This window comes from Burkholderia sp. Ax-1719 (genome assembly GCF_011753055.1).
Classification (GTDB): Bacteria; Pseudomonadota; Gammaproteobacteria; order Burkholderiales; family Burkholderiaceae; genus Paraburkholderia.
This window is the reverse complement of record NZ_VWWJ01000002.1, coordinates 128,088-151,476: the sequence shown is the minus strand read 5'-3', so window position 1 is coordinate 151,476 and position 23,389 is coordinate 128,088. Positions and strand designations below refer to the sequence as shown.

Below are 23,389 nucleotides of genomic sequence, written 5' to 3'. Positions count from 1 at the left end.
TTTTCTTTACCGCGCTAATCCACGCTAAAGGCGCTTGCCTCATGACCCATTCTGTTTCTGCCACTCCGACGCTGCGCCAGCGAGCGCGCGGTCTGGTCCTGCCGATCGCGCTGCTGCTCGCGTGGCAGGCCACCGCCTTGCACGACGAGTCGAATCAATATGCCTTCGTACCGCTTGGCCAGATTGCCAGCGCCTGCATCGAACTCGCGCGTAGCGGCGAGCTTTTTATCGATCTGGGCGCGAGTCTGCGGCGCACCTGTATCGGCCTTGTCTGCGGCTCGCTGGGTGGCGTCGCGCTGGGCATGGGCATGGCGCTCTCGCCGCTGCTACAGCGGCTCTTCCAACCGCTGTTTCAGGGTTTGCGTTATGTGCCGCTGCTTGGGCTGATTCCACTCCTGAGTCTGTGGGTGGGCAGTGGCGATTTCGCCAAGACTTTCGTGATTGCCCTCGCCGCGCTCTATCCGATGACAACCGCCAGCTTCGACGCGCTGCGCCGCATCGACCGCCGCTTCTTCGAACTTGCGCAGTCCTATGAACTGACGCGCGTGGCATGGCTGCGCGATCTGCTTGCGCCCGCCATGCTGCCCGATCTGTTCGCCGGACTGCTCCAGGCCGTGCCGATTGCGTGGATCACCGCGACGACGAGCGAATTGTTGTTCAATGCGGGCGCCGGTGTCGGCAATCTGATGCAGAACGCCCAGGCGGGCGCGCGCGTGGATGTGTTGATGGTCTGCGTGCTCGGTGTGACGGCACTGGCGGTGGCGATGAGCGCGCTGTGCGAGCGCGTGGCAAAGCGCGTGTTGCGCTGGCGTGATCAGGCCTGACGGCGTGCAGCGGGTTCAGCGTTTTCGCCCGCTGCATCGTTCGGTTCGGTATCGGCCTCGCTGGTATCGCGCAGCTTGAGTAGCCCGAGTTGCGCGAGCCGCGCGCGCACGATATTGCGCGACAGGTCGAGCAGCCGCGAAGTCCGCAACTGATTGTTGTCGCTGTATTCAAACACCGTGCGATAAACCGCTTCTTCGATGTGCTGCCACAGATGCGGTGCGCCGAAATCAAGCAGATCCACGAGCGAAGCACGCAAAGCCTCGCTCGCTTCTCCGATATCGCGCGGGCGCCGTGCGGTCACACCAGCATTGCCGGAAGCAGCCTGAATCACGTCTTCGGCCGGATGCGCCAGCGCGAGCGCCGAAAACTGCAGATCCGCCACATCGATCGCACCGCCCGTGCTCACCAGCACAGCATGATGGATCACGTTTTCCAGTTCGCGGATATTGCCTGGCCACGAGTGTGCGTGAAGCCGCGCGAGCGCCGCTTCGGTCAGCACGGGCGGCGCGCCGCGCAGACGCTTTGAATAGCGTTCGAGAAAGTGGTCGATGAGCGGCGCAATATCGCCGGGCCGCTCGCGCAGCGGCAACAGGCTCAATTTGACGACATTGAGCCGGTAATACAGGTCTTCGCGGAAATTGCCCGCGCGCACCGCCGCTTCCAGATTAACGTTGGTGGCCGCCACGAGGCGCACGTCGATCTTGACAGGCTTGCGCGATCCCACCGGCACCACCTCGCGCTCCTGCAGCACGCGCAGCAGTTTGACCTGTGCCGCCAGCGGCAGATCGCCCACCTCGTCGAGAAAGAGCGTGCCGCGATTGGCGGATTCGAACCAGCCCGGCTGACTCGCCACTGCGCCTGTAAAGGCGCCGCGTTCATGGCCGAACAACTCGCTTTCGATCAGCGTCTCCGAGAACGCGCCGCAATTGATGGCGACGAACGGCCCATCGCGCCGCTCGCTCAACGAATGCACGAGCCGCGCAATCAGTTCCTTGCCCGTGCCGCTCTCGCCCGTGACGAGCACGGTAGCGTCGCTCGGCGCGACGAGTTGCACACGTTCGAGCAGCACGCGCGATTTCGGATCGTCGAAGGTGAGCGCCTTCGCGCGCACCGTGATCGCGTGCGAAGTGGGATCGGCGAAACTGAAGACTGCCATGGCGCGGCCAGCGGGACGAATGGATGGAATCCGACGATAGCAAGCACGCCGCGCAGCGAGAACCAATTCATCGAGCTAACGGTATAACGCGGGCAGGATAGACGCGGATCAGGCGAGTCCCGTCATCTTCCATTGCTGCTCGATCGTGCCGGGGCCGAATTCCTGCGAACCACCCAACGGCTCCGCGAGGGCCTGGAAGCGCGCGCCCTCTTCGAGGATCAGGATGTATTTCGACACTTCGAGAATATCTTTGCCCCAGAAGGTCGCGCCGCCGTTCGCTTCGAGAATGGCGGGGATATTCGCGTCGCGGCGGATCGTGTCGAGGATGAAGCGCGGCTCGCCGGGGAGACGGTCGATATAGATGGGGATTTCACGCGCACGCGTGAAGCGCTGTGCGGGCGCGTAGCGAATCGGCAAGGCGCGATGGGCGCTGGCCCATGCGCCCAGATACGGGCCGTGGACGTGGATCACCACATCCACCTCAGGCGCTTCGCGAAAGAGTTCGGCGTATCGCGGGCCTTGCCCTGCCGCACGCGGCTGGCCGAGCAGCACCGTGCCGTCGAAGCCGACCACATCGGCCTGCACAGTTTGCGTGTGCGCCCAGGGCGAAGGCGCGCCGAGTGCGATCACCGCCTGCGCGCCGGGCACGCGCAGATAGGCCTGAAACGTGTTGGTGGCCGATAGTGTGCCAGTTTCGCGCAGTACCTTGGCGGCTTGTGTGAAATCGCGCGTGGCGCGCTCGACCTGAGCGACGAGTTCGAATGAAGCGATAGCGGATGTAGCAGACATGCGGTGTCCTTACGATGTGGAGTGGAGTCCGGGCGCTTTGCGAAGCTCAGTGGTATTGCGCCGCTATGGGCTGAATTAGCAGCAAGCATGCCAATGGCTGACTGCAACCGCGATTCGCAAGCCCAAGCAAGCTATCTGGACCACGCGGTCTCTCAGGCATGTCTCGTGACTGCCGTGTGAACACCCATGGAGTGAGCCGCGATTGCTGCGTACTCAACAATCTCACCGAATGTCTTGCTGCCAGCGCCGCAATACGAGCAGGACAATCAATGCCAATGGCTCGTCGGTCGCACGCGTCGGCGCGCTTGAGCCACCAACCGCGCAGGACGTCGCAGTCAAAACGCTGCCCACCACCATGCGGATGGTTCGGAACTTGCAAGGATCGCATCGCTTGCGCGAACTGCGCTCGCACGATTGCCGACCAGGCCAGCTAGCGCTCTTCGGTTTTTTCCGCTCTCTTCGAATACCTTATGAAATCAGCCCATTTCACTCTGCCTGGCGCGCTCACCGCCGCACGCCTTGCTGCCGGTAGCGCCCTGCTTGGATTCTTCCTGCTCGCCCATGCGGGCGTGCGAGCGCCTGCGCCCGATCCGTTGCAGGGCGATGGCCGCGTCTCCGCGTTCTATAGCTGGGACGCCGATATCCCCGCAACACCCGGTGTGCTGCTGCGCTCCGAGCCACTGCCGAAAACGCTCGGCCTGCCCTCCGCCGCGCAACAATTGCGCATTCTCTATAGCTCCACCGATGGCGTCGAAGGCAAATCGCCCATCGCCGTTTCCGGCGCACTGTTCATCCCGGCAGGCACGCAGCCTCAAGGCGGCTGGCCCGTGGTGGCGTGGGCGCACGGCACGTTTGGCATGGCGGATATCTGTGCGCCTTCGTGGTACGGACGCTCGTGGCGCGACGTACGCTATCTGGACGCGTGGCTCAACGCGGGCTTTGCGGTTGTCGCCACGGACTACCAGGGACTCGGCACGCCAGGTCCGAATCCGCAACTCAATAACCGCTCGAACAGCTACACGCTGCTCGACAGTGTGCGCGCTGCCTTGCATGGCGTACCGGGCCTTGCTAACGATGTGGTGCTGGTGGGCCAGTCGCAGGGTGGCTCGGCCGTGATCGCTGCAGCGGGCTATGCGCCGGCCTACGCCCCCGATCTGAACATTCGGGCAACGGTCGCGACCGGCACCATCTACAATGCGCCGCCCGCCACGCTCGCTTCGCTCGCGCCCTTCAAGACCCATCTGAAGCGCGATCCGGATCGCGTCGATCCCACGCTCGCTTACGAGTTCTACTCGGTGCTCTCAGCGCAACAGATCGACCCAACCTTGAAGGCGAGCGAGATTCTGACCGATAGCGCCGCGCCATTGCTGGAACAGGCGCGCATCAGTTGCCTTGCGTCACTTGAAGACGACGCGCGCCTTGCGGGCCTCACGCGCGCCAATACGGTCAAGCCTGGCGCCGAGGCGCGACTGAAGACATGGTGGGACAACTATCTCGCGTATCCGACGTTGAAGCTAAAAGCACCCGTGTTCATCGGCGCAGGCGCGGACGACGGCCTCGCTCCCGCAGAACTGTCGCTCGCCAGGGACGCCTGCGCGGCGGGCACGACGGTCGAAGCGCACCTCTACGAAGGACTGGAACATAACGGGACGCTCAACGCTTCGTTGCGCGACTCGATTCCATTCGTCAAACGTGTATTCGCGGGGCAGCCTGTTGCCCCAGTCTGCGAGCCGATAGAACGGTAACGCATTGCGTCAGAAGCTATTCACATCAAGCGATCTATTCTTAGCTCGATTTAATGTTTTGCCGGTGGGCTCATGCCGACTTAGATTCGCAGCACAGTGCGATCTCCGCCGTTTCGTCGATAACACGGAACCGGCAAGTGGAAATCGCCGTGACAACGAATCGACGACGACATGAGCCACGAGACACTCCGCCCCAAAGCCTCCCTCAAACGCGCCGCCACGGCGCTTGCGATTGCACTCACAACGCTTGGCGCACTGGCGGGATCCAGCCCGGCAGCCCATGCCCAGGGCGACGCCGACGTGCCTTCGCTCAAGGGCAAGCGCATCGGCATTACGGCAGTCGGCACCGATCACTACTGGGATCTGAAGGCCTACCAGGGCGCCATCGACGAGGTCAAGCGTCTGGGCGGCACACCCATCGCGCTTGATGCGGGGCGTAACGACAACCGCCAGATCGCACAGATCCAGACGCTCATCGCACAGAAGCCCGACGCCATCGTCGAACAGCTCGGCACCGCGACCGTCCTGGAGCCGTGGTTGCAGAAAATCCGCCAGGCCGGCATCCCCTTGTTCACGATCGACACGGCGTCGCCGTCGAGCCTGAACGACACCACCTCGGATAACTTTTTCATCGGCGAGCAACTGGCGCTCAAGCTCGTCAACGATATTCACGGCGAAGGCAATATTCTCGTTTTCAACGGGTTTTACGGCGTGCCGGTATGCGCGATCCGCTACGACCAGTTGAAAGCCGTGCTCAAGTATTACCCGAAGGTGCATATCATCGAGCCCGAGTTGCGCGATGTGATTCCGAACACCGTGCAAAGCGCCTACGCGCAGGTGAGCCAGCTACTGGCGAAATATCCGAAGGGGCAAATTGCGGCGATCTGGGCTGCGTGGGACGTGCCGCAAGTGGGCGCGACCCAGGCCGTCGATGCGGCGCATCGCAACGAGATTCGCACGTATGCCGTCGATGGCAGTCCTGACGTCGTCACGCTCGTGAAGGATCCGAAGTCGAGCGCCGCCGCGGTGGTTGCGCAGCAGCCCGCGCTGATCGGCAAAACGGCCGTCGACAATGTTGCGCGCTATCTCGCTGGCGAACGCAATCTGCCGCCCTACACCTACGTGCCGTCGATTCTCGTGACCAAGGACAACGCGGGCGACGTGCAGAAATCGCTCGGCCAGGGCGTGCAGACCGGCCAGATCGCAGCGAAGTGAGCGTACTGGCATGAGTACGTCGAACGGAGGCGCGCCCGCGCTCGAACTGCGCGGTCTCGTCAAACAGTACGGTGGCGTGCAGGCGCTGCGCGGCGCGTCACTGCAAGCCGCACGCGGCACCGTACATGGCCTGATCGGCCAGAACGGCGCGGGCAAGTCTACGCTCATCAAGATTCTCGCGGGGCTTGAGTGTGCGGACGCGGGTGAGATTCGCGTCGAGGGTGTAGAGATCGACGCCGGCACGCGCAGCGAGATCGCCTTCATTCATCAGGAGCGGCTGCTGTCGCCGACGTTCACCGTGGCCGAAGCGCTTTCGCTCGGCGACGAACCCGTCGCGGCGCCACGCGTGGGAAGGCTTCGCGCCCTGCTCCCGCTCGATCTGCGCCGCATGCGACGACGCGCCGGTGAGGCGCTCGACGCCCATTTCGGCGTTGCGTTGCCGCCGGACCGGCTGATCGGCGAACTCAGCGTCGCCGAGCAACAGATCGTGCAGATTACGCGCGCGTTGATCCGCTCGCCGCGCATTCTGGTCTTCGACGAGCCGACTGCCGCGCTCGTGAGCCGCGAAGTCGACCGCCTGCTCCGGACGATCGATCAACTGCGCTCGCGCGGCCTGACGATTCTCTATGTCTCGCACTATCTGAACGAAATCGCTTCGCTGTGCGATGGCGTCACGGTGTTGCGCGATGGTGTCGATGTCGCGCACGTCGATGCCCGCGAAACGCCCGTTGAAACGCTGGTCTCGGCGATGATCGGCGCGCAGCCCGAGGCGCGGGCGCGACGCGCGACGACTTCATCGCAGGACGTGGCGCTGGAGGCGCGCGATCTGCATGCGCCTGGCCGTTTCGGTCCGCTGTCGTTCGCGCTCAGGCGCGGCGAGGTGCTGGGCGTCACAGGCCTGGTCGGTTCTGGCGGCAAGCCGCTGGTGCGCAGCCTCTTCGGTCTTGAACGCGGCGTGCAGGGCGAATTGCGCGTGCGCGACAACGCGGTGCGCCTGCGACGTCCCGCCGATGCGGTGCGCAAATGCATCGCCTTCGTTCCGGAAGACCGCCGCCGCCAGGGCGTGGCCACCGCCCTGCCTGTGCGCGACAACTTTTCGTTGCCCGCACTCGGCCGCTTCAGTCGCTTCGGTCTGGTCAATACGCGCCGCGAGACGGCAGCAGCACGCGCGCTGATCGACACGCTCGGCGTACGCACGCCGGGGCCACTCGCGCCGGTGCGGCATCTGTCGGGCGGCAACCAGCAGAAGGTGGCGCTCGGCAAGTGGCTGGGCCGCGCCACAGACGACGCCGCCATCTACATCCTCGACGAGCCGACGGTGGGCGTCGATGTCGGCGCGAAAGCGGATATCTATCGGCTGATCGACACCTTGGTCGCGCAAGGCGCGGCCGTACTGATTTTCTCAAGCGACCTGCACGAACTGCTGGATGTGACCGACCGCGTGCTGGTGCTGGCGCGTGGCGCGATCGTGCAGGACGTGCCATCGCATACGGTCAGTACACAGGATCTGCTTGCGTGGGCCACGCTCGCACGCACGGGCGATTCAGCCGAAGCGAAACGGGAGAATGCGGCATGACCGGCAACGCAATCGGGCGCGTCGATGCGCTGCGTCCAGGCGACCGCGCCGATGCAGGCGCAACGCGTTCTGGCGGGATCACGAGCGCGCAATTCTGGGTACGCGGCGGTGCTGTGCTCGCATTTGCGCTCGTGTTCGCGGTTTTTGCGGCCACCTCGCCGCTCTTTCTGACGCTCGCGAATCTGGCCAATATCGTGCAGCAATCGGCCGTTGTCGGCGTCCTGGGTCTGGGGCTCACGGCCGTGCTGATCGGCGGTGGCGCCGATCCGATCAAGGGCGGCCTCGATCTCTCGATCGCCGCGAACATGGGCCTGTGCGCCGCCGTGCATGCGGTCGCCCTGCGCGCCGGCGCACCGGCCACGGCGGCTGTGGGACTGGCGCTCACCGCGGGCGTGGCGGTCGGCGCGCTGAACGCTTTCGCCGTGCTCGGGCTGCGCATCCTGCCGCTACTCGCCACGCTCACGACGATGAATCTCTGCGCGGGCCTCGAACTCGTGCTTACGCAGAACACCTCGGTGCCGGCCGCTTCGCCACTGCAGGCGTTTCTGATCGACGCAGGCGCGTTCGGCATTCCACATCTCGCTACGGCGCTGCTGGTCGTCGCCCTGTTCTTTACTGTCCTGGTGCACTACACACCGTTCGGGCTGCGCCTGCGTGCAAGCGGCGAACACGCGCAGGCCGCGCGGGCGGCCGGTTTGAACGTGCGCGGTTATGTGGCCGCGAGCTATCTGCTCGGCGGCGTGGCGGCAGCGCTTGCCGCGTTGGCTTCTTCGGCGCTGCTCAGCGGCAGTTCGCCCGGCGCGGGCGAAAACCTGCTGGCCGTGGTGGCGTCCGCGCTGCTTGGCGTGGTGTTCTCACGGCGCATGGTGCCGACCATGCCCGGCACGCTGCTGGCCGTGCTCTTTATTGGCGTCGTCGGCAACGGGTTTCAGCTCGACAACGTCTCCAGCTACTGGGTCAATGGCGTCGAAGGCGCGCTGATCCTGTTTGTCGTCGCCACCACGGCACTCCTGCGCCGCCGTCACCTCGGAACTCACGCTCATGACTGACTGGTTCGCGCGCATTCAGCGCTTTTCGCTGCCCGGTGCGCTGCTTGCCGTCAGCGTGTTTTTCGCGCTGTGTTCGCCGGGCTTCGCGCGCCCGGGCAATCTCGCCGATGTGCTGCTCAACAACTTCGCACTGCTGGCCATTGCCTCGCTGGGGATGACGCTCGCGTTGTCGATTGGCGCGGTCGATCTGTCGATCGGTACTGCCATCGACGTCAGCAGTCTGGTGTTCGTGTTGATGAGCGCACATCATGCGAGTGTGGCCGTGGCGGCGCTGGCCGCGCTCGCGGCGGCCTTGCTGGTGGGCGTCTTCAACGGCGCGCTGGTCGCGGGCCTGGGCATCGCGCCGTTTCTCGCGACGCTTGGTACGCTGTTCATCGGTCAGACCTTGCAGCAACTCGCCACCGATGGCGGTCAGCCGGTCTATCTGCTCGGCTTCGATCTGCCTGCGCTGTTTGGCGCGCTCGCGCACGGCAGCTTCGCGGGCTTGCCCGTACCGCTTTGGATCGTTGCCGCGCTCGCGCTGATCGTGCATCTCGCGCTCGCGCATTCGGTGTATGGACGCTATAGCGCCGCGCTCGGAACGCAAGCGGGTGTCGCGCGATATTCGGGTTTGCCGGTCGCGGCGACTATCGTAGCGACATTCGTTGCGGGCGCATTGATTTACGGCGTCGTCGGTCTGCTGCTTTCGTCGATGGTGAAAGCCTATGTGCCGCAAGCCGGTAATGGCTTCCTGCTCAACGCCATCGGCGCGACGTTTATCGGCACGACGCTTTCGCGTGCGCGTCGGCCGAATGTGCCGGGTACGCTGCTCGGCGTGCTGTTGTTGAGTCTTGTGGCAAACGGGCTTCTGCTGATTGGCTGGAACTTTTACTGGCAACAAGTCGCCACGGGCGTACTGATTTTTGCGGTGCTGGCGCTGAGTTTTGCTTCGCGTCGCGGAGAGCTGGTTTGACGCGGAATCGAGATGGTCGGCCCGAAGACGAATTTGTTGCGTTCCTCTGCACGATGATCGCCGCCGCTAAACCGCTACGGCGAACCCATGCAGCATGCAACTCGCTTGCCGACTGACAGCCGATAGATTCACTGCGCCCGATCGCAATGCGCTTGTCTGCCGGATTGCCGGACGTGGGTGCTGTTTCCAACCGCATCGGGACGCGCGCTCAGCCAGGCATCGGCGACATGAGGATCGAACGTACCCGACCACTTCGCGACCACCACGGTCGCCAGCGCATTGCCGATGGTGTTGCAGGTGGCGATCGCCATCGACATGAAGCGATACACGCCGAAGATGATCGCCACACCCTCGACCGGCAGCACGCCCGTCGACGCGACGGTCGCGGCGAACACCACGAACGAACCACCCGACACCGTCGCCGCGCCCTTCGACGTGAGCAGCATCAGCAGCAGAATGCCGAGTTGATGCTCGAACGTCAGCGGCACGTTGTACGCGTGCGCGATGAAGAGCACGCCCATCGACATAAAAATCGAGGTGCCGTCCAGGTTGAACGCATAGCCCGTTGGCAGCACGAGGCCAACCGTCTGCTTCGCGCAGCCCAGCCGTTCGAGCTTGACGAGCAGCCGCGGCAACGCGCTTTCGGACGATGCCGTGCCCAGCACGATCAGGATTTCGTCCTTGATATAGCGAAGAAAACGCCACATGCTGAAGCCCGCGAGCCTGGCGATCGCCCCCATCACGACGAACACGAACAGCGCGATCACCGCATAGAAACTCAGCACGAGTTGCGCGAGCGCGATCAGCACCGCCGTGCCGTTGCTGCCCACGGCGAACGCCACAGCGCCAAATGTGCCGAGCGGCGCGAGCTTCATCACTACGTTGATGAACGCGAACAGCACCTGCGAAACAAGATCGAGCCCCTCGCTGATACGTACGCGCCGCGATTCGGGAATCGCCAGAATGCCGATGCCGACCATCACCGCGAGCACGACTACCTGCAGCAACTCGCCTTTCGCGAACGCGCCGATGAAGTTATCGGGCACGAGATGCATCACGAACGCGCTGAAGGTCTGTGGCGGCGGCGCCTTGGCGACAGCCACCGCATTGGCCGCCGCGTGCGGCGCGATGGCGGTCATGCCCTTGCCGGTCTGGAACAGATTGCCCGCGAGCAGACCCACCGCGAGCGCGATCGTCGAAACGCCCTCGAAGTAGACGAGCGAGCGCCAGCCCACGCGGCCCGCGCTGCGCGCATCGCCCGCCGACGCGATGCCGTGCACGATCGTGAGAAACACGAGCGGCGCGACACCCGCCTTGATGAGCGCGAGGAAAATATCGCCGAGTACCTTAAGCTGCGCGGCAAAGCCCGGAAACACCAGGCCCACGCCAATGCCCAGCACCAGCGCGATCATCACCTGCATGCCCAGCCGCCGATACCACGGTTGCCGTGCGCGCGGCGCAAGCGGATCGTGTGTCTCGTGTGCTCCGCGCGCCCCGTCTTCGAGGATCTTCTCGTTCATGATGCGTCTCCTCCGGTTGCCTACGATCAGATCTCGCTCGAAGCGGCGAGCGCACGGTCGACCATCCGCGGCGCGAGGCCCAGATAGTTGGCCGGATCGGTCATGTGGTCGATGGCGGCGCGATCGAAATGTTGTGTGACGGCGGGCAGCGCGGCGAGCGCATCGGCCAGCGTGCCGCCGTACTCGTTGACCGTTCGGCACGCGTCATAGACCAGATCGTGTGCCTGCTGACGACCCGTGAACGGCGCCATCTGCATCATCGCGGCTTCGGCGACGATCAGGCCCTTGCTGATGCCGAGGTTGTGCTTCATACGTTCCGTATCGACGATCAGACCGCCCAGCGCGAACTTCGCCTGATGCAACGCCCCCGAAGCGAGGATGAAGCTCTCAGGAATCGCGATCCATTCGGCGTGCCACGGGCCGGTCGCGCGCTCGAAATCCTGGATCATCGCGTCGACCATCAGGCCCGCGTGCTGACGCACGGCCTTGGCCGCGGCGAGCATCAACTCGCTCGAAATCGGATTGCGCTTTTGCGGCATCGTGCTGCTCGCGCCGCGGCCTTTCACGAACGGCTCGTAGACTTCGGCGAATTCGTTGGACGCCATGATCATGATGTCGGTGGCGATCTTGCCAAGCGAACCCGTTACGAGCGCCAGCAGGTTCACGGCCTCGGCAAAGCCGTCGCGCGCGACGTGCCACGTCGTGGCCGGTACGCCCAGACCCAGTTCCTGCGCGAGCGCCTTTTGCACCTCGAAGCCTTTATCACCGATCGACGCGAGCGTGCCCGCCGCGCCCGCGAACTCCACCACGGCCACGCGCGGACGCAGTTGCGCAATGCGCTGCTGATGGCGGTCGAACATCGCCAGCCAGATCGCTGCCTTGTAGCCGAACGTCACAGGCAGCGCCTGCTGCAAGTGCGTGCGGCCCGCCATCGGCGTATCGCGATGCTTTCTGGCGAGGTCGGCCAGGATGCCGCGCAGTTCGCGGATATCGGCATCGATCGAATCGAGCGCGTCGCGCACCTGCAGCGCGACAGCCGTATCCATGATGTCCTGCGTGGTGGCGCCCCAGTGCACGTAGCGCCCCGCTTCGCCGCACATGCCGACGAGCTGGTGCACGAGCGGCAGGATCGGATAGCCGACGATGTCGGTTTCCTCGCGCATGTGGTCGAAGTCGATGCGCTCGATCTGCGACTCGCGGGCGATCACGTCGGCCGCTTCGAGCGGAATCACGCCGCAGCGCGCCTCGGCCTTCGCCAGCGCAACTTCGACGTCGATGTAACGCTGGATCAGCGCGGTATCGGAGAAAACGGCGCGCATTTTGGCGGTGCCGAAGGCGTCGCGAAACAGGATGGAATCGACGACGGTACTGGAGGCGGGCATCTGGCTGCGGATCATGGCTCGGTATCAGACTTGAAATTCAGGGGACGGACTGTCGGTTCAATGCGACATATGTCCGGACATATTTAGACTAATATGTTCGAACATATTGAGCAAGTGGTGATTTACCCCTATGCTGGACGTGCGCGCCTTAAACTTCCGTCATGAACAGACCCCGCTTTGCCGAAATCGCCCGCGAACTGACCGAGGGCATTGCCTCCGGCCGCTTCCCGGTCGGCAGCTATTTGCCGACCGAACTGGAATTGCGCGACCAGTACCAGACGAGCCGTCACACGATCCGCGCGGCGCTTCACGAGCTTCAGCAGCTAGGTTTTGTCTCGCGTCGCAAGAATGCGGGCACGCGCGTGGAGTCGGCGCAGCCGCGCAACGGCTTCCGGCCGACGCTCGCTTCGGTGGACGATCTGGTGCAGTTCGGTAGCGAAAATCTGCGCGAGGTGCAGTCGGTGGAGGAAGTGGTGGCCGACGCCGCGCTTGCCGATGTCCTGCAATGCGATGAAGGCGAGCACTGGCTGCGTATTTCGAGCCTGCGCGTGGAGCGTGGTGCACAACGTGCGCGTGGGTCAGCGCGGGTCGTGCCGGTGGGCTGGACTGACGTGTATGTCGATCCAGCCTATCAGGACGTGGCCGATCAGGCGCGCGCGGAGCCCGACACGCTGATCAGCTCGCTGATCGAGACGCGCTACGGCCGGCGCGTCGCCGAAATTCGGCAAGACGTGAGCGCGCTGATACTCGCACCGGAAATGGCGTTACGCCTGAAGGTCGATGCCGGTACGGCGGCGTTGCGCGTGGTGCGCCAGTATCTCGATGCAGCCGGAAAAACGTTTGAGGTATCCGTCACCGTGCATCCCGGTGAACGCTTTTCCATCTCGATGCGGCTCCAGCGCTCTGTCGACGAATCGAGCTAAAGGGTGCAAGTCATGCAGGCAGCCGTCGGAATGAAAGGCAAAGGGTGCTGCGCCGGTTGTCTTTCCGGTCGGCCATCACCGGTACGTCTGCCGCGAGATCCGCGACCCGACCGGCATTTTGCTACCGTTGACGCGTGAGAGCTTACTAGTGCAAATTTGACCTCTCCGATGCCACTAGACGCTCATGACCCTTCAGCAACTCCATTATTTCCTCGCTGCCATCGAATACGGAACGTTGTCCAAAGCGGCTGAGCATCTAAAAGTCGCACAGCCGAGCTTGTCGGATCAGATCATTCGGCTTGAAGAATCCGTGGGCACGGCGCTTTTCATCCGCACCAATCGCAAGCTGATGCTGACAGAGGCCGGGCGGCGCCTGCATCCGTTCGCAGAGGCGGCTACGACTGCGTCGCGGCAGGGCCATGAAGCCGTCAAGTCCGTGCGCGAACTCAAAGGCGGCGTGGCGAGCTTCGGGACTTTCGGTACTGCACATCACTATTTCCTCGCCGATCTGATCGAGGAGTTTCGCACCCGCTATCCCGACGTGAAGCTCAAGGTCGTCGGCAACAACTCGTCCGAGATTGCCGATGCGGTGAGCCAGGGCGAGCTGGAAGCCGGCCTCGTCATGATTCCCCTGAACGAACGCAACCTCACCTATAGCGAGCCGGTGTGGTCGGCGCGGGTTGGCTATATCAGCGCCGACCCGGCCCGGCTGAAAGGGCCCAAAACGATCGAGGATCTCGCGCACGCGCCCCTGATCCTGACCGAGGCCCGCTGGAACACGGCCGATCCAATCCGCCTGAACCTGCGCTCACGCGCACAGAAAGCCGGCGTGATCCTCAATCCGGTCATTGAGGTGGACCATCAGTCCACCGGATTCGAACTCGCCGCGCGTGGTCTCGGCGACCTGATCGCCACGCAGCCCATCCTGCATCAACTCGGCTACCAGGACCGGCTTGGCTGGACACCGATCGACCCGCCGCTGTTCGAGGTGTTCGCCTTCATTCACCGCTACGACACACCACTTTCCGCAGGGACGCGCGTCCTGATCCAGATGATGCGAGAACACCTGGCGCGCGTGCAAAGCCTCTACGCGCACCTCGACCTGCCTTCCGAACACGCGCCCGCGACGCGCGATACGCCCAACCGGCGCAACCGGGGAAACCACTAAGGCGCACGCGCGCCTTCTGCCCTCACGCCGTTCCCACACTACCGATCCCTGTCGATGGCGCGCCAGCCGCGCCGTGACGGCCTGTGCGCCTCGTTGTCCTGACCGCCGCCCTTTGCAGCCATCCGTCTCGCATAGTCAAGTCCTATGGGAAGCATTGGCAAAGGGATTCTTCACGGGCGTTTTTGACCTCCGGATACTCCAATCCACTCGATCCACATCCTTTGTCCACCACGGAGTATCCGCATGAGCACTGTCACCGCCAACCGCCAGAAGATTTCCTCGGGCGGTCCCTATGAAAACGTCTTCGGCTATTCGCGCGCGGTGCGCGTAGGCGAGCATCTGCATATTTCCGGCACCTGCGCACCGGCCGTGCACGAACGTAGCGACGCCTATACCCAAACCCGCGCCATTCTCGAAGTCATCGAGAAAGTGCTCGGCGAAGCCGGCATGAATCTGCACGACGTGGTGCGCACCGTGGTGTTCGTACGCGACATCAACGATGCCGACGGCGTCGCCCGCGCTCACCTCGAAACCTTCGGCGAGATTCGCCCGGCCAGCACGCTGGTCCAGGTCGACTCCATGCTGCGCCCGTGGCAGAAAGTCGAAATCGAAACCTACGCAATCGCCGGATAACACCGCCTGGGCAGTTTTATCGCGCCTCCTGCGCAGCACGCCGCAAGGAGGCCGCAATGAGATCGCAAGAAGCCAGCAACAGGATTTTGGGGCGTTTCAATCGTCATAATAATTCGCATACCAAATCAAAATAGCGATAGAGCGAAGATCGACGCCTCCCACGCAATCGCATGCTTTCTTTGTTTGGAGAACAGGGTGAACAGCCATAAAAAACTTATTTTTGCCGCCATGACGGTCGCGCTTTCGGGGACGGTCCATGCGCAGTCCTCGTCGGTTTCGCTCTATGGGGTGATCGATACCGGGATCGACTTCACCAACAACAGCGGCGGCAAACAGCTCTGGCACATGCAGGACGGCACTTATGACGGCCTGTATGGTAGCCGCTGGGGGCTCAAGGGCGAAGAAGATCTGGGCGGCGGCCTGAAGGCGATCTTCAAGCTCGAAAGCGGCTTCAACGTGGTGAATGGCACGGCCGCGCAGGGCAGCCGCCTGTTCGGGCGTCAGGCGTGGGTCGGTCTGCAGGACGAGCGTTTCGGCACGCTCACGCTGGGCCGCCAATACGATTCGATCGTCGACTACGTGCAGCCACTGACGCTCACCGGCAACTGGGGCGGCCTAGCCTTTCATGCGGGCGATATCGACAACACCGCAAACTCGTTTCGCGTCAACAACGCCATCAAGTACGCCAGTCCCAAGATCGCCGGCGTGACCTTCGGCGGCATGCTGGCGCTCAGCAACTCCAACGCGGACGGCACCAGCAAGATCGGCATGTGGAGCGCGGGCGCGGCGTATTCGATCGGCAACCTGAATCTTGGCGCGGCGTACTTCTATGCAAAGCAGCCCGCGACGCTCTTCACCGACGGCGACTTCGTCGGAAACACAACGGGGGCGGCGGTAGGCGCGAGCGGCGCGTTCAGCTACGTGGGCAATCCGTCGAACGAGCAGATCATCGGCGTGGGCGCCACCTGGCTGATCGGCGCGGCGACGCTGGGCTTCAACTACACCAACACGCGCTTCGACGACGCGAACGGCACGACCGCCCAGGTGCGTTTCGACGACTACGAGGCATGGGGCTACTATGCGCTGACCCAGGCCGCGACCCTTGCAGCGGGCTATTCCTTCACGAATGGCGACGTGGGCTACTCCTCGGCACGCCCGAAATACCATCAGATCAATCTCGCTGCCGATTACAAGCTCAGCAAACGCACCGAGGTCTATCTGTCGGCCGCTTACCAGATCGCGGCGGGCGCCTCGCAACCCGCCGCGATCTTCGACGGCGTTGTCGGCAACGCATCTTCTTCGAACCACCAACTGGGCCTGCGCGTCGGCATTGCCCACAAGTTTTGATTCCATCCACCTGCGTTCGACGGCGCGGCCGCGCTGCGCCCCACTCTCCCCGGGAGTCATCATGAGCCTTACTTCAAGTATCCGCCGCCGCGTGCTCGTTCTCGCGGCCAGCGCCGGTATCGGTGCGTTGTTCGTCGGTTCCGCTGCCCACGCGGCCGGCGACACGCCCTGGCAAAAAGTTCGCGCAGACGGCGTTCTGCGCTGCGGCGCGGCGGCGTCGCCGCCCTACGTGATCCGCGATCCGCAGACGCAGACCTACGAGGGCGCGTTTGCCGATCTGTGCCGCGGCTTTGCCGAGCGCCTGAAAGTGAAGGCGGTATTCGTCGATGCGACCTGGCCCAATCTGATTGCCGGTCTGCAATCGGACAAATGGGATATGGCGCTTTCGCTGAGCGACACGCCCGAGCGTGAAAAGGCCGTCAGTTTCTCGGCGCCCGTATTCGATTCGAGCGTCACCTTCGCCTACGACAAGCGCAATCCGAAACTTGCCAGCACGCCGCATTCGATCGCCGACCTCAACCGCGCCGACCTCACGCTTTCCGTGATGGCTGGCTCGGTGGCCGACAAAGCCATCAGCGACGTGCTCACGAAACCGCACATCATGCGCTTACCCGACGCCGACGCCGCGCGTCTCGCCCTGCTGTCGAAACGTGCCGATGTGCTCGCCGACGACATCGCCACCAACATGCTCGTCACGGCGGCGCACCCGGAATCGCTCGTCGCCTTCAAACCGGAACCGGCGCTTGCACCGCTGCCCGCCAACTTCGGCGTGCGCAAGGCGCTGCCTCCAGCGGATCTCGCCTATCTGAACAGCTATATCGACGAGCAGAAGAAGGCCGGCGCCATCGATCGCATGATGGCCCAGGCGGTCAAGAAGACGTTGCAGCAAGCCGCGAAGTGAGCCAGGGCCGCGTCGCCGGTATGACTGCCCGCCATCCTGTGCGCGCGGCGCGGCTGCAAACCTCGTGCTCATCCCACGCTCATCGACCGTGCCCGCTGCGCCACGCGCGGGCCACCGGAGACCCCACTTATGAACGTCCATACGTCGATCGCCACGCGCCCACCCGATCCCGACAGCCCAATCAGCCCGCCGTCCCCGCTTGCGTCGCCCGCTCCCTTCGTCGAACTGCGCGACGTCTACAAATCCTATGGCGAGCATCTCGTCGTGATGGACGGCCTGTCGCTCGACATGCAGGCCGACGATCGTCTGGTCATCATCGGTCCGAGTGGCAGCGGCAAAAGTTCACTGCTGCGTTGCATGATGGGACTCGAAGGCATCCAGGGCGGAGAAATCCGCTTTCAGGGCAGCCCCTACATGCGCTCGTCGAACAAGGGCGCGCAACCGTCGCTCGATCGCACCCTGCAGCGCCAGATCGGCATGGTGTTCCAGCATTACACGCTGTTCCCGCACCTCTCGGTGCTCGGCAACCTCGTCCTGGCGCCGATGAAAAGCGGCGGCATGTCCCGGCAAGAGGCCACTGAGCGCGCACGCGCCTATCTCGCGCGCCTGGGTCTGGAAAGCAAGCTTCACGCATATCCCAGCCAGTTGTCGGGCGGCCAGAAGCAGCGCGTCGCCATCGCCCGGGCGCTCATGCTCGAACCGCGGCTGATGCTGTTCGACGAAGTCACCTCCGCGCTCGATCCGGAGATGGTGGTCGAAGTCCAGAACGTCATGCTGCAGCTCGCCGAGCAGAAAATGGCGATGATCATCGTTACCCACGATATGCATTTCGCCCGCGATATCGCGACCCGCGTGATCTTCTGCGCCAATGGCTCGATCGTCGAACAGGGGCCACCCCTGCAGTTGTTCCGCCAACCGCGCGAGACCCGCACCCGCGAGTTTCTCGACAAAGTGCTGCATCTCGGCTGAGGGGAAACGCATGCACTATCAGTTCGACTTTTCTTTCCTTTCGAGCCATGTCAGCGCACTGCTTGGCGGCCTTGGCATCACACTCGAACTGACGCTCATCGCGAATCTGATCGGCGTGACGTTGGGTTTCGTGCTGTGCCTGTGCTCGATGAGCCGACATGCGCTCCTGCGCTGGCCCGCGCGCGCGTACATCGAATTCTTCCGCTGCACGCCCGCACTACTGCAGATTGCGTGGTTTTTCTATTGCGTGCCGATGATGTTCGACGTCTTTATCGGCCCCGTTGCGCTGGGTATTCTCGCACTCGGCCTGAATCTGACGGCCTTCAACGCGGAAGCGTATCGCGCTGGCGTACAGGCTGTGCCGAAGGAGCACCTCGATGCCTGCGTTGCACTGGGTTTAAGTCCCTGGCAACGCACGCTCTTCGTGGTGTTGCCTCAGGCGCTACGCAGCGCGACACCAATCCTCATGACCAATGGCATCGGCGCGTTGCAGCAAAGCGCGCTGGTCGCGGTGGTGGCAGTCGGCGACCTCATGTATGTCGGCAACCAGATCGCCACGGATACGTTCCGGCCGCTGGAAACCTACACGCTGATCGCCGCTGTCTATTTCGCGCTGTCCGTGCCCGCAGCAGCGCTCATCCGCCTCGTCGAGCATCGGCAGGATCTCGCCATGCAGCGTTGAAGGAGCCGCTATGCCAATCCATTTTTCCGTCGTGCTGCCGTACTGGCACGTGCTGCTGCAAGGTCTCGCGACCACCGTTGTGTTTACGCTGGGCTGCGCGCTCGCGGGCAGTATCGGCGGCTTCGTCTTGAGTCTGCTGCGCCTGTCGCCCAATCGCTGGATCAACGGCGCAGCTTCGCTGTACGTTGAGTTATTTCGAGGCACGCCACTGCTGATCCAGCTGTTCTGGATCTTCTTCTGCCTGCCCGTCGTGCTCGGGATCGCCATAGCACCGGCGTTTTCCGTGTTGGTTTCGCTCACGCTCTACATGATCGCCATCACCAGCGAAACCTTTCGTGGCGCGCTCAAGTCCATCGCCAGCGAGCAGCATGACGCCTGCATTGCGCTCGGGCTCACACCCGCCGCGAAAATCCTGCACGTTATCTTCCCGCAGGCGTTGTTGCGCGCGCTGCCGCCGCTGCTCTCGAACATCGTGAGCCTGTTCAAGGAAAGCGCGCTGATCTCGTCTGTGGGGATCGCCGATCTGATGCTCGTCGGCCAGAACATCTCCACGAATACAGCGCGTCCGGTGGAGTTCCTCACGACAGTGGGCGTCATCTATTTTCTGGTGGCATTCCCGCTCACGCGTCTGGTCGGCGTCGTCGAGACACGCTTGTTGCGCCGCTACGGAAGCTGATTCACCCAACGCCTTGCCTATGCAGACGGCCTCGCTCGCGAGGCCGTCTGTGCTTTCGCGCCTCTCGTGCTTTTCCCTCGCAGTATCAGGGTAAATCCTGCCTCTCCCGCAAGACCAGCACGGCAACGCCGCGGCTGCCGTTGTGAACGCGTTGCGCCCTTTCACCACGGGGTAATCCGACGACAAGCACGTGCCCACGCCGATCTGAAAATTGTCCACCTATAGGACATGGCTATGGCACGCACCTGTACTGCCATTCTTCACGCGTTTTTTTTGCCTTCCGATACTGGCTTCACCAGATGCGATTCGTCCTCGGGGCAGCAGCCCCGGAGCCAGCACACAAGGAGGTGAACCATGACGAAACAAGCACGCTATTGCGTGATCGGTGCCGGCGCAGCCGGCCTTGCCGCCCTCAAGACCCTGACCGATGCGGGCATCGCGGTCGACTGCTTCGAGAAGAGCGACCGGGTCGGCGGCCACTGGCACCACGACTACGACGCCCTGCATCTGATCACCCCGAAGAGCAGTTCGTTCTTCGACGGCTTTCCGATGCCCGAGTCGTATCCGATGTATCCGAGCCGCGAACAGGTGGCAGCCTATATGGGCAGTTACGCCGACGCGTTCGGCCTGAAAGCGATGATCCGCTTCAACACGGCGGTCGAGCGCATCGAACCGCTCGGCGAGCGCGGCGCAAACGGCTGGCGCGTCACGCTCGGCGACGGCGCGGTACAGGACTACGCAGGCGTGCTGGTGGCGAACGGCCACCTGTGGGACCAAAGCATCCCCGCCGTCGGCCAGGGATTCACGGGACGATCGATTCATTCGGGTTCCTACCGTAATACCGGCGATATCGAGGGCCGCGTGCTGGTGGTCGGCTTCGGCAACTCAGGCTGCGACCTGGCGGTGGACGCCGCGCAAAGCCGTCTCGACGTCACCATCGCCATGCGCTGCGGCCAGGTGTTCCAGCCCAAGACTTTTTATGGTCTGCCGCGTGCCGAAGTACCGTTCCTGAACGCCCTGCCGCCGGAAATGCAGAACATGGCGACGTCGATGCTGATTCATACAGTACTGGGCACGTACGAAAACTATCCAGGGATGCCCAGGCCGGAAACCTACGACCTTGAGAAGCAGCCGCCCGTCGTCAATTCGCTGCTCCTTTACTGGATCCAGCATGGCCGGATCAAGGTCGCGCCCGGTCTGCGCGCGATCGAAGGCAAGCGGGTGACGTTCACCGACGGCACCGAAGGCGAATACGACACGATCCTCTGGGCCACCGGTTTCAAGACCACGCTGCCGTTCCTCGATCCCACGCTGCTCGAATGGCGGGACGGCGTGCCGTTGCGCACCGCCGCCATGACGCTGCCGACCGGACTGGAATCGCTCTACTTCGTCGGTCTGGCCGCGCCGCGCGGCGCCCAATGGCCGGTGTACTGCGCGCAGAGCCAGTTGATTTCGCGCTTCATCGCGCTGCGCGAACAGGGCGTGACGAACCTCGCCGGACACTTTGGCAGCACTCAGGACGCCGAATCGCGTATCGACATCATCCGTCGCGTGTGGCAGCAAAACTTCGACGAAACCCGCCGCGCGCTCGACACGATCGCGCAGCAGCACGCAAGCAGCACCGTCTCGACGCAAGCCGAGGCACAACTGGCCATCTAACGTTCAACCGCACATTCGGACAATCGCATGAACACGCAGAAACTGGCAACCGCAGCACAGAAGAGCGTCCTCGTCACCGGCGCGAATTCGGGCATGGGGCGCGCGACGGCGCTGCGCTTCGCAGCAGAGGGCTGGCACGTAGTCGCGCTCGACGTCGGCGCGTCTTCGCACGGCGTTGAATCGAAAATCACACCGGCGATGGCAGATATCGGCGACGAAGCCGCGCTTGCCCAAGCCGTCGCTCATGCGCTCGAAGGCAAACCGCGCCTGGCTGCAGTGGTGAACGCCGCGGGCATTTTTCCCACCTCGTCGCTGGAGAGCTTCGATACGGCGCTCTATCGGCGGATTTTCGATGTCAACGTGCTCGGCACACTCAATGTCGCCCGCGTAGGCGCGAAGCATCTAGGCGATCAGGGCGGCGCGATGCTGTTCTTCGCGTCGGTCGACGCCTTCGCGGTGTCGCGCAACCAGCTGCTTTATAGCGCCTCGAAAGCGGCGGTGGTCTCGATCACGCGTTCGCTCGCCATCGAACTCGCGGAGCAGCACATTACCGTCAATGCGATTGCACCGGGCTGGGTGGATACCGAAGGCACCCGCCGTGGCGGCCGCATCGAAGCGGCCATCCCGGGCATCCCGCTGCATCGCGCGGCATCGGTCGATGAAATCGCCACGTGGGTCTGGAATCTCGCGCACGAGCCGTCCTATATCACCGGCGAAACGCTGTGCATCGCAGGCGGCGTCTTCATGCGATAGCACGCGGTGAGGCGCGGGCGCGCCTGCTTTTTTGACGCGCTCGCGCCATCGCCTTGAATGAATCATGATGTGAGGAGAGTTCAAATGGGTGCGAAAAACCTTTCGTCCGAGGATTATTCTGCGTATATGCAGCCTGCCGCAGTCCATCACGCCGACGTTTCCGCGCTCAGGCGCGCCGTCGTCGGCGTGACCTGCGGCAATATGATCGAATGGTTCGATTTCGCGCTGTATTCGTCGCTCGCGACGATCATCGGCAACGTGTTCTTCAAGAACCAGAGCCATGCGACGCAATTGCTGTCGATCTACGCAACGTTCGCCGCCGGCTTCCTGATTCGCCCCATCGGCAGTTTTGTGTTCGGGCCGATCGGCGACCGCTACGGACGGCGCACCGCCCTCACGCTCAGCATTGCGCTCATGTCGATCGCCACGCTGTGCATCGCCTTGCTGCCGGGCTATGACTCGATTGGTGCGGCCGCACCGGCTTTGCTGCTGGTGATCCGGCTGCTGCAAGGTTTGTCGACGGGGGGCGAATACGGCGGTTCGTGCACGTTCATCGCCGAACACGCGCCCGACCGCAAGCGTTCGTTTCTCACGAGCTGGCTTGAGTTCGGCAATATCTCGGGGTTTCTGCTGGGCGGCGCCGTGGTGAATGCACTGATGTTCTCGCTCGGTGAAACCACCATGGCCGCCTGGGGCTGGCGCATTCCATTCGTGATTGCGGGTTTGACCGGACTGGTCGCGCTTTATCTGCGTCTGAATGTGGACGAGTCGCCAGTCTTCAAACAGATGCAGCAGAATGAGACCCAGCAAAAGCATCTGGCCGGCAAACAGCGGTTTTTCGATCTGCTGATCGCCGAGTGGCCCCAGTTGCTCAAATGCGCCGGGCTCACCGCCGTATTCAACATCACCTATTATGTCGCGCTCGGTTACGTGCCTGGCTATCTCGCCGACGTGGCGGGCCATCCGGTGGAATTCGGCAATATGCTGGCCATGATCGCCACGCTCGTGATGCTTGCACTGATTCCCGTATCGGGGCGACTGGCCGACCGGATCGGCGGCAACAAGATGATCATGCTCGGCTGCCTCGTCATCATCGTCGGCGCGGTGCCCGCGTTCAGTCTGCTGCGCAGCCAGAACGTCGCCGTGGTGTTCGCCGCGCTGATGCTGCTCGTGCTTGCCCAGGTGCTGTTCGAAGGCTCGATGCCGGCCACGCTGGTTTCGCTGTTCCGTGCGCCAGTGCGTTACAGCGGTCTGGCGATCAGTTACAACGTCTCCGTCTCGCTGCTCGGCGGTACGGCTCCGCTCATCAATACCTGGCTGATCCATCGAACGGGCAATCCCGTGATTCCCGCGTGGTATCTGATCGGCGGCGCGCTGCTCGGACTACTGGCGTTGCGCTTCGTGAAGGACATGACGGGCAAACCGTTGCCCCTGTAACGCCTGCACCAAACACTTCTATCAGGGCGCCG

21 protein-coding genes are annotated in these 23,389 nt (G+C 63.4%); 17 read left to right on the top strand and 4 right to left on the bottom strand.

Annotation, left to right across the window (positions count from 1 at the left end; genetic code table 11):
• Window positions 1-41 precede the first annotated feature (41 nt).
• Window positions 42-824 carry an ABC transporter permease gene (locus tag F3J17_RS05735; RefSeq protein WP_167054768.1) on the top strand — a complete coding sequence of 261 codons (783 nt, stop codon included), beginning with the start codon at window positions 42-44 and terminating at the stop codon, window positions 822-824.
• Here F3J17_RS05735 and F3J17_RS05730 read toward each other — a convergent pair.
• The gene (locus F3J17_RS05730) at window positions 815-1,981 is read right to left on the bottom strand and encodes a sigma 54-interacting transcriptional regulator (RefSeq protein ID WP_167054766.1); all 1,167 of its coding nucleotides are present in this window, start codon (window positions 1,979-1,981) and stop codon (window positions 815-817) included. The genes F3J17_RS05735 and F3J17_RS05730 overlap by 10 nt on opposite strands.
• A gap of 108 nt (window positions 1,982-2,089) precedes the next feature.
• Window positions 2,090-2,770 carry a class II aldolase/adducin family protein gene (locus tag F3J17_RS05725; RefSeq protein WP_167054764.1) on the bottom strand — a complete coding sequence of 227 codons (681 nt, stop codon included), beginning with the start codon at window positions 2,768-2,770 and terminating at the stop codon, window positions 2,090-2,092.
• A gap of 470 nt (window positions 2,771-3,240) precedes the next feature.
• Here F3J17_RS05725 and F3J17_RS05720 point away from each other — a divergent pair, with 470 nt between their 5' ends.
• The 5 genes from F3J17_RS05720 (at window position 3,241) to F3J17_RS05700 (ending at window position 9,307) form a co-directional block, all read left to right on the top strand.
• Window positions 3,241-4,515, top strand: coding sequence for an alpha/beta fold hydrolase (locus F3J17_RS05720; RefSeq protein ID WP_167054762.1), 1,275 nt, complete (start codon window positions 3,241-3,243; stop codon window positions 4,513-4,515).
• A gap of 171 nt (window positions 4,516-4,686) precedes the next feature.
• Window positions 4,687-5,730, top strand: coding sequence for a sugar ABC transporter substrate-binding protein (locus F3J17_RS05715; RefSeq protein ID WP_167054760.1), 1,044 nt, complete (start codon window positions 4,687-4,689; stop codon window positions 5,728-5,730).
• Window positions 5,731-5,740: 10 nt separating this feature from the next.
• On the top strand, window positions 5,741-7,306 hold the full coding sequence (locus tag F3J17_RS05710; RefSeq protein WP_167054758.1) for a sugar ABC transporter ATP-binding protein: 1,566 nt from the start codon (window positions 5,741-5,743) through the stop codon (window positions 7,304-7,306).
• The gene (locus tag F3J17_RS05705; protein WP_167054756.1) at window positions 7,303-8,355 is read left to right on the top strand and encodes an ABC transporter permease; all 1,053 of its coding nucleotides are present in this window, start codon (window positions 7,303-7,305) and stop codon (window positions 8,353-8,355) included. Before F3J17_RS05710 ends, F3J17_RS05705 begins: the two co-directional genes overlap by 4 nt.
• Window positions 8,348-9,307: an ABC transporter permease gene (locus F3J17_RS05700; protein ID WP_167054754.1), complete on the top strand. Its 960-nt coding sequence runs from the start codon at window positions 8,348-8,350 to the stop codon at window positions 9,305-9,307. Before F3J17_RS05705 ends, F3J17_RS05700 begins: the two co-directional genes overlap by 8 nt.
• Before the next feature lie 128 nt (window positions 9,308-9,435).
• On the opposite strand, the gene F3J17_RS05695 is transcribed toward F3J17_RS05700, so the two are convergent.
• The gene (locus F3J17_RS05695) at window positions 9,436-10,728 is read right to left on the bottom strand and encodes a cation:dicarboxylase symporter family transporter (protein WP_240160847.1); all 1,293 of its coding nucleotides are present in this window, start codon (window positions 10,726-10,728) and stop codon (window positions 9,436-9,438) included.
• 125 nt (window positions 10,729-10,853) lie between these two features.
• Window positions 10,854-12,224 (bottom strand): adenylosuccinate lyase family protein, encoded by a 1,371-nt coding sequence (locus F3J17_RS05690; protein ID WP_167054750.1) that lies wholly within the window; start codon window positions 12,222-12,224, stop codon window positions 10,854-10,856.
• Between the two features lie 146 nt (window positions 12,225-12,370).
• On the opposite strand from F3J17_RS05690, the gene F3J17_RS05685 reads away from it, so the two are divergent.
• From F3J17_RS05685 to F3J17_RS05635, 11 genes are all read left to right on the top strand, one after another.
• Entirely contained in the window at window positions 12,371-13,132 is a 762-nt protein-coding gene (locus F3J17_RS05685) for a GntR family transcriptional regulator (RefSeq protein WP_167054748.1), read from the top strand.
• A gap of 184 nt (window positions 13,133-13,316) precedes the next feature.
• Window positions 13,317-14,300: a LysR family transcriptional regulator gene (locus F3J17_RS05680; RefSeq protein WP_167054746.1), complete on the top strand. Its 984-nt coding sequence runs from the start codon at window positions 13,317-13,319 to the stop codon at window positions 14,298-14,300.
• 243 nt (window positions 14,301-14,543) lie between these two features.
• The gene (locus tag F3J17_RS05675) at window positions 14,544-14,933 is read left to right on the top strand and encodes a Rid family hydrolase (protein WP_167054744.1); all 390 of its coding nucleotides are present in this window, start codon (window positions 14,544-14,546) and stop codon (window positions 14,931-14,933) included.
• 228 nt (window positions 14,934-15,161) lie between these two features.
• On the top strand, window positions 15,162-16,280 hold the full coding sequence (locus F3J17_RS05670; protein ID WP_167055526.1) for a porin: 1,119 nt from the start codon (window positions 15,162-15,164) through the stop codon (window positions 16,278-16,280).
• A gap of 61 nt (window positions 16,281-16,341) precedes the next feature.
• Window positions 16,342-17,181, top strand: coding sequence for a transporter substrate-binding domain-containing protein (locus F3J17_RS05665; protein WP_167054743.1), 840 nt, complete (start codon window positions 16,342-16,344; stop codon window positions 17,179-17,181).
• Between the two features lie 129 nt (window positions 17,182-17,310).
• The gene (locus F3J17_RS05660; RefSeq protein WP_167054742.1) at window positions 17,311-18,150 is read left to right on the top strand and encodes an amino acid ABC transporter ATP-binding protein; all 840 of its coding nucleotides are present in this window, start codon (window positions 17,311-17,313) and stop codon (window positions 18,148-18,150) included.
• 10 nt (window positions 18,151-18,160) lie between these two features.
• A complete protein-coding gene (locus F3J17_RS05655; RefSeq protein WP_167054741.1) occupies window positions 18,161-18,832 on the top strand; it encodes an amino acid ABC transporter permease in 672 nt (223 codons plus the stop codon).
• A gap of 10 nt (window positions 18,833-18,842) precedes the next feature.
• Window positions 18,843-19,508, top strand: coding sequence for an amino acid ABC transporter permease (locus tag F3J17_RS05650; RefSeq protein ID WP_167054740.1), 666 nt, complete (start codon window positions 18,843-18,845; stop codon window positions 19,506-19,508).
• 354 nt (window positions 19,509-19,862) lie between these two features.
• A complete protein-coding gene (locus F3J17_RS05645; RefSeq protein WP_167054739.1) occupies window positions 19,863-21,167 on the top strand; it encodes an NAD(P)/FAD-dependent oxidoreductase in 1,305 nt (434 codons plus the stop codon).
• 27 nt (window positions 21,168-21,194) lie between these two features.
• Complete coding sequence (locus F3J17_RS05640) at window positions 21,195-21,920, top strand: SDR family oxidoreductase (protein WP_167054738.1); 726 nt, start codon at window positions 21,195-21,197, stop codon at window positions 21,918-21,920.
• Window positions 21,921-22,004: 84 nt separating this feature from the next.
• Window positions 22,005-23,357, top strand: a complete 1,353-nt coding sequence (locus F3J17_RS05635) for an MFS transporter (RefSeq protein ID WP_205194652.1) — start codon at window positions 22,005-22,007, stop codon at window positions 23,355-23,357.
• Window positions 23,358-23,389: the final 32 nt, after the last annotated feature.

Coding starts and splice junctions, on each gene's coding strand:
- F3J17_RS05735 (WP_167054768.1), top strand. CDS start 42: ATGACCCATTCTGTTTCTGCCACTCCGACGCTGCGCCAGCGAGCGCGC.
- F3J17_RS05730 (WP_167054766.1), bottom strand. CDS start 1,981: ATGGCAGTCTTCAGTTTCGCCGATCCCACTTCGCACGCGATCACGGTG.
- F3J17_RS05725 (WP_167054764.1), bottom strand. CDS start 2,770: ATGTCTGCTACATCCGCTATCGCTTCATTCGAACTCGTCGCTCAGGTC.
- F3J17_RS05720 (WP_167054762.1), top strand. CDS start 3,241: ATGAAATCAGCCCATTTCACTCTGCCTGGCGCGCTCACCGCCGCACGC.
- F3J17_RS05715 (WP_167054760.1), top strand. CDS start 4,687: ATGAGCCACGAGACACTCCGCCCCAAAGCCTCCCTCAAACGCGCCGCC.
- F3J17_RS05710 (WP_167054758.1), top strand. CDS start 5,741: ATGAGTACGTCGAACGGAGGCGCGCCCGCGCTCGAACTGCGCGGTCTC.
- F3J17_RS05705 (WP_167054756.1), top strand. CDS start 7,303: ATGACCGGCAACGCAATCGGGCGCGTCGATGCGCTGCGTCCAGGCGAC.
- F3J17_RS05700 (WP_167054754.1), top strand. CDS start 8,348: ATGACTGACTGGTTCGCGCGCATTCAGCGCTTTTCGCTGCCCGGTGCG.
- F3J17_RS05695 (WP_240160847.1), bottom strand. CDS start 10,728: ATGCAGGTGATGATCGCGCTGGTGCTGGGCATTGGCGTGGGCCTGGTG.
- F3J17_RS05690 (WP_167054750.1), bottom strand. CDS start 12,224: ATGATCCGCAGCCAGATGCCCGCCTCCAGTACCGTCGTCGATTCCATC.
- F3J17_RS05685 (WP_167054748.1), top strand. CDS start 12,371: ATGAACAGACCCCGCTTTGCCGAAATCGCCCGCGAACTGACCGAGGGC.
- F3J17_RS05680 (WP_167054746.1), top strand. CDS start 13,317: ATGACCCTTCAGCAACTCCATTATTTCCTCGCTGCCATCGAATACGGA.
- F3J17_RS05675 (WP_167054744.1), top strand. CDS start 14,544: ATGAGCACTGTCACCGCCAACCGCCAGAAGATTTCCTCGGGCGGTCCC.
- F3J17_RS05670 (WP_167055526.1), top strand. CDS start 15,162: ATGACGGTCGCGCTTTCGGGGACGGTCCATGCGCAGTCCTCGTCGGTT.
- F3J17_RS05665 (WP_167054743.1), top strand. CDS start 16,342: ATGAGCCTTACTTCAAGTATCCGCCGCCGCGTGCTCGTTCTCGCGGCC.
- F3J17_RS05660 (WP_167054742.1), top strand. CDS start 17,311: ATGAACGTCCATACGTCGATCGCCACGCGCCCACCCGATCCCGACAGC.
- F3J17_RS05655 (WP_167054741.1), top strand. CDS start 18,161: ATGCACTATCAGTTCGACTTTTCTTTCCTTTCGAGCCATGTCAGCGCA.
- F3J17_RS05650 (WP_167054740.1), top strand. CDS start 18,843: ATGCCAATCCATTTTTCCGTCGTGCTGCCGTACTGGCACGTGCTGCTG.
- F3J17_RS05645 (WP_167054739.1), top strand. CDS start 19,863: ATGACGAAACAAGCACGCTATTGCGTGATCGGTGCCGGCGCAGCCGGC.
- F3J17_RS05640 (WP_167054738.1), top strand. CDS start 21,195: ATGAACACGCAGAAACTGGCAACCGCAGCACAGAAGAGCGTCCTCGTC.
- F3J17_RS05635 (WP_205194652.1), top strand. CDS start 22,005: ATGGGTGCGAAAAACCTTTCGTCCGAGGATTATTCTGCGTATATGCAG.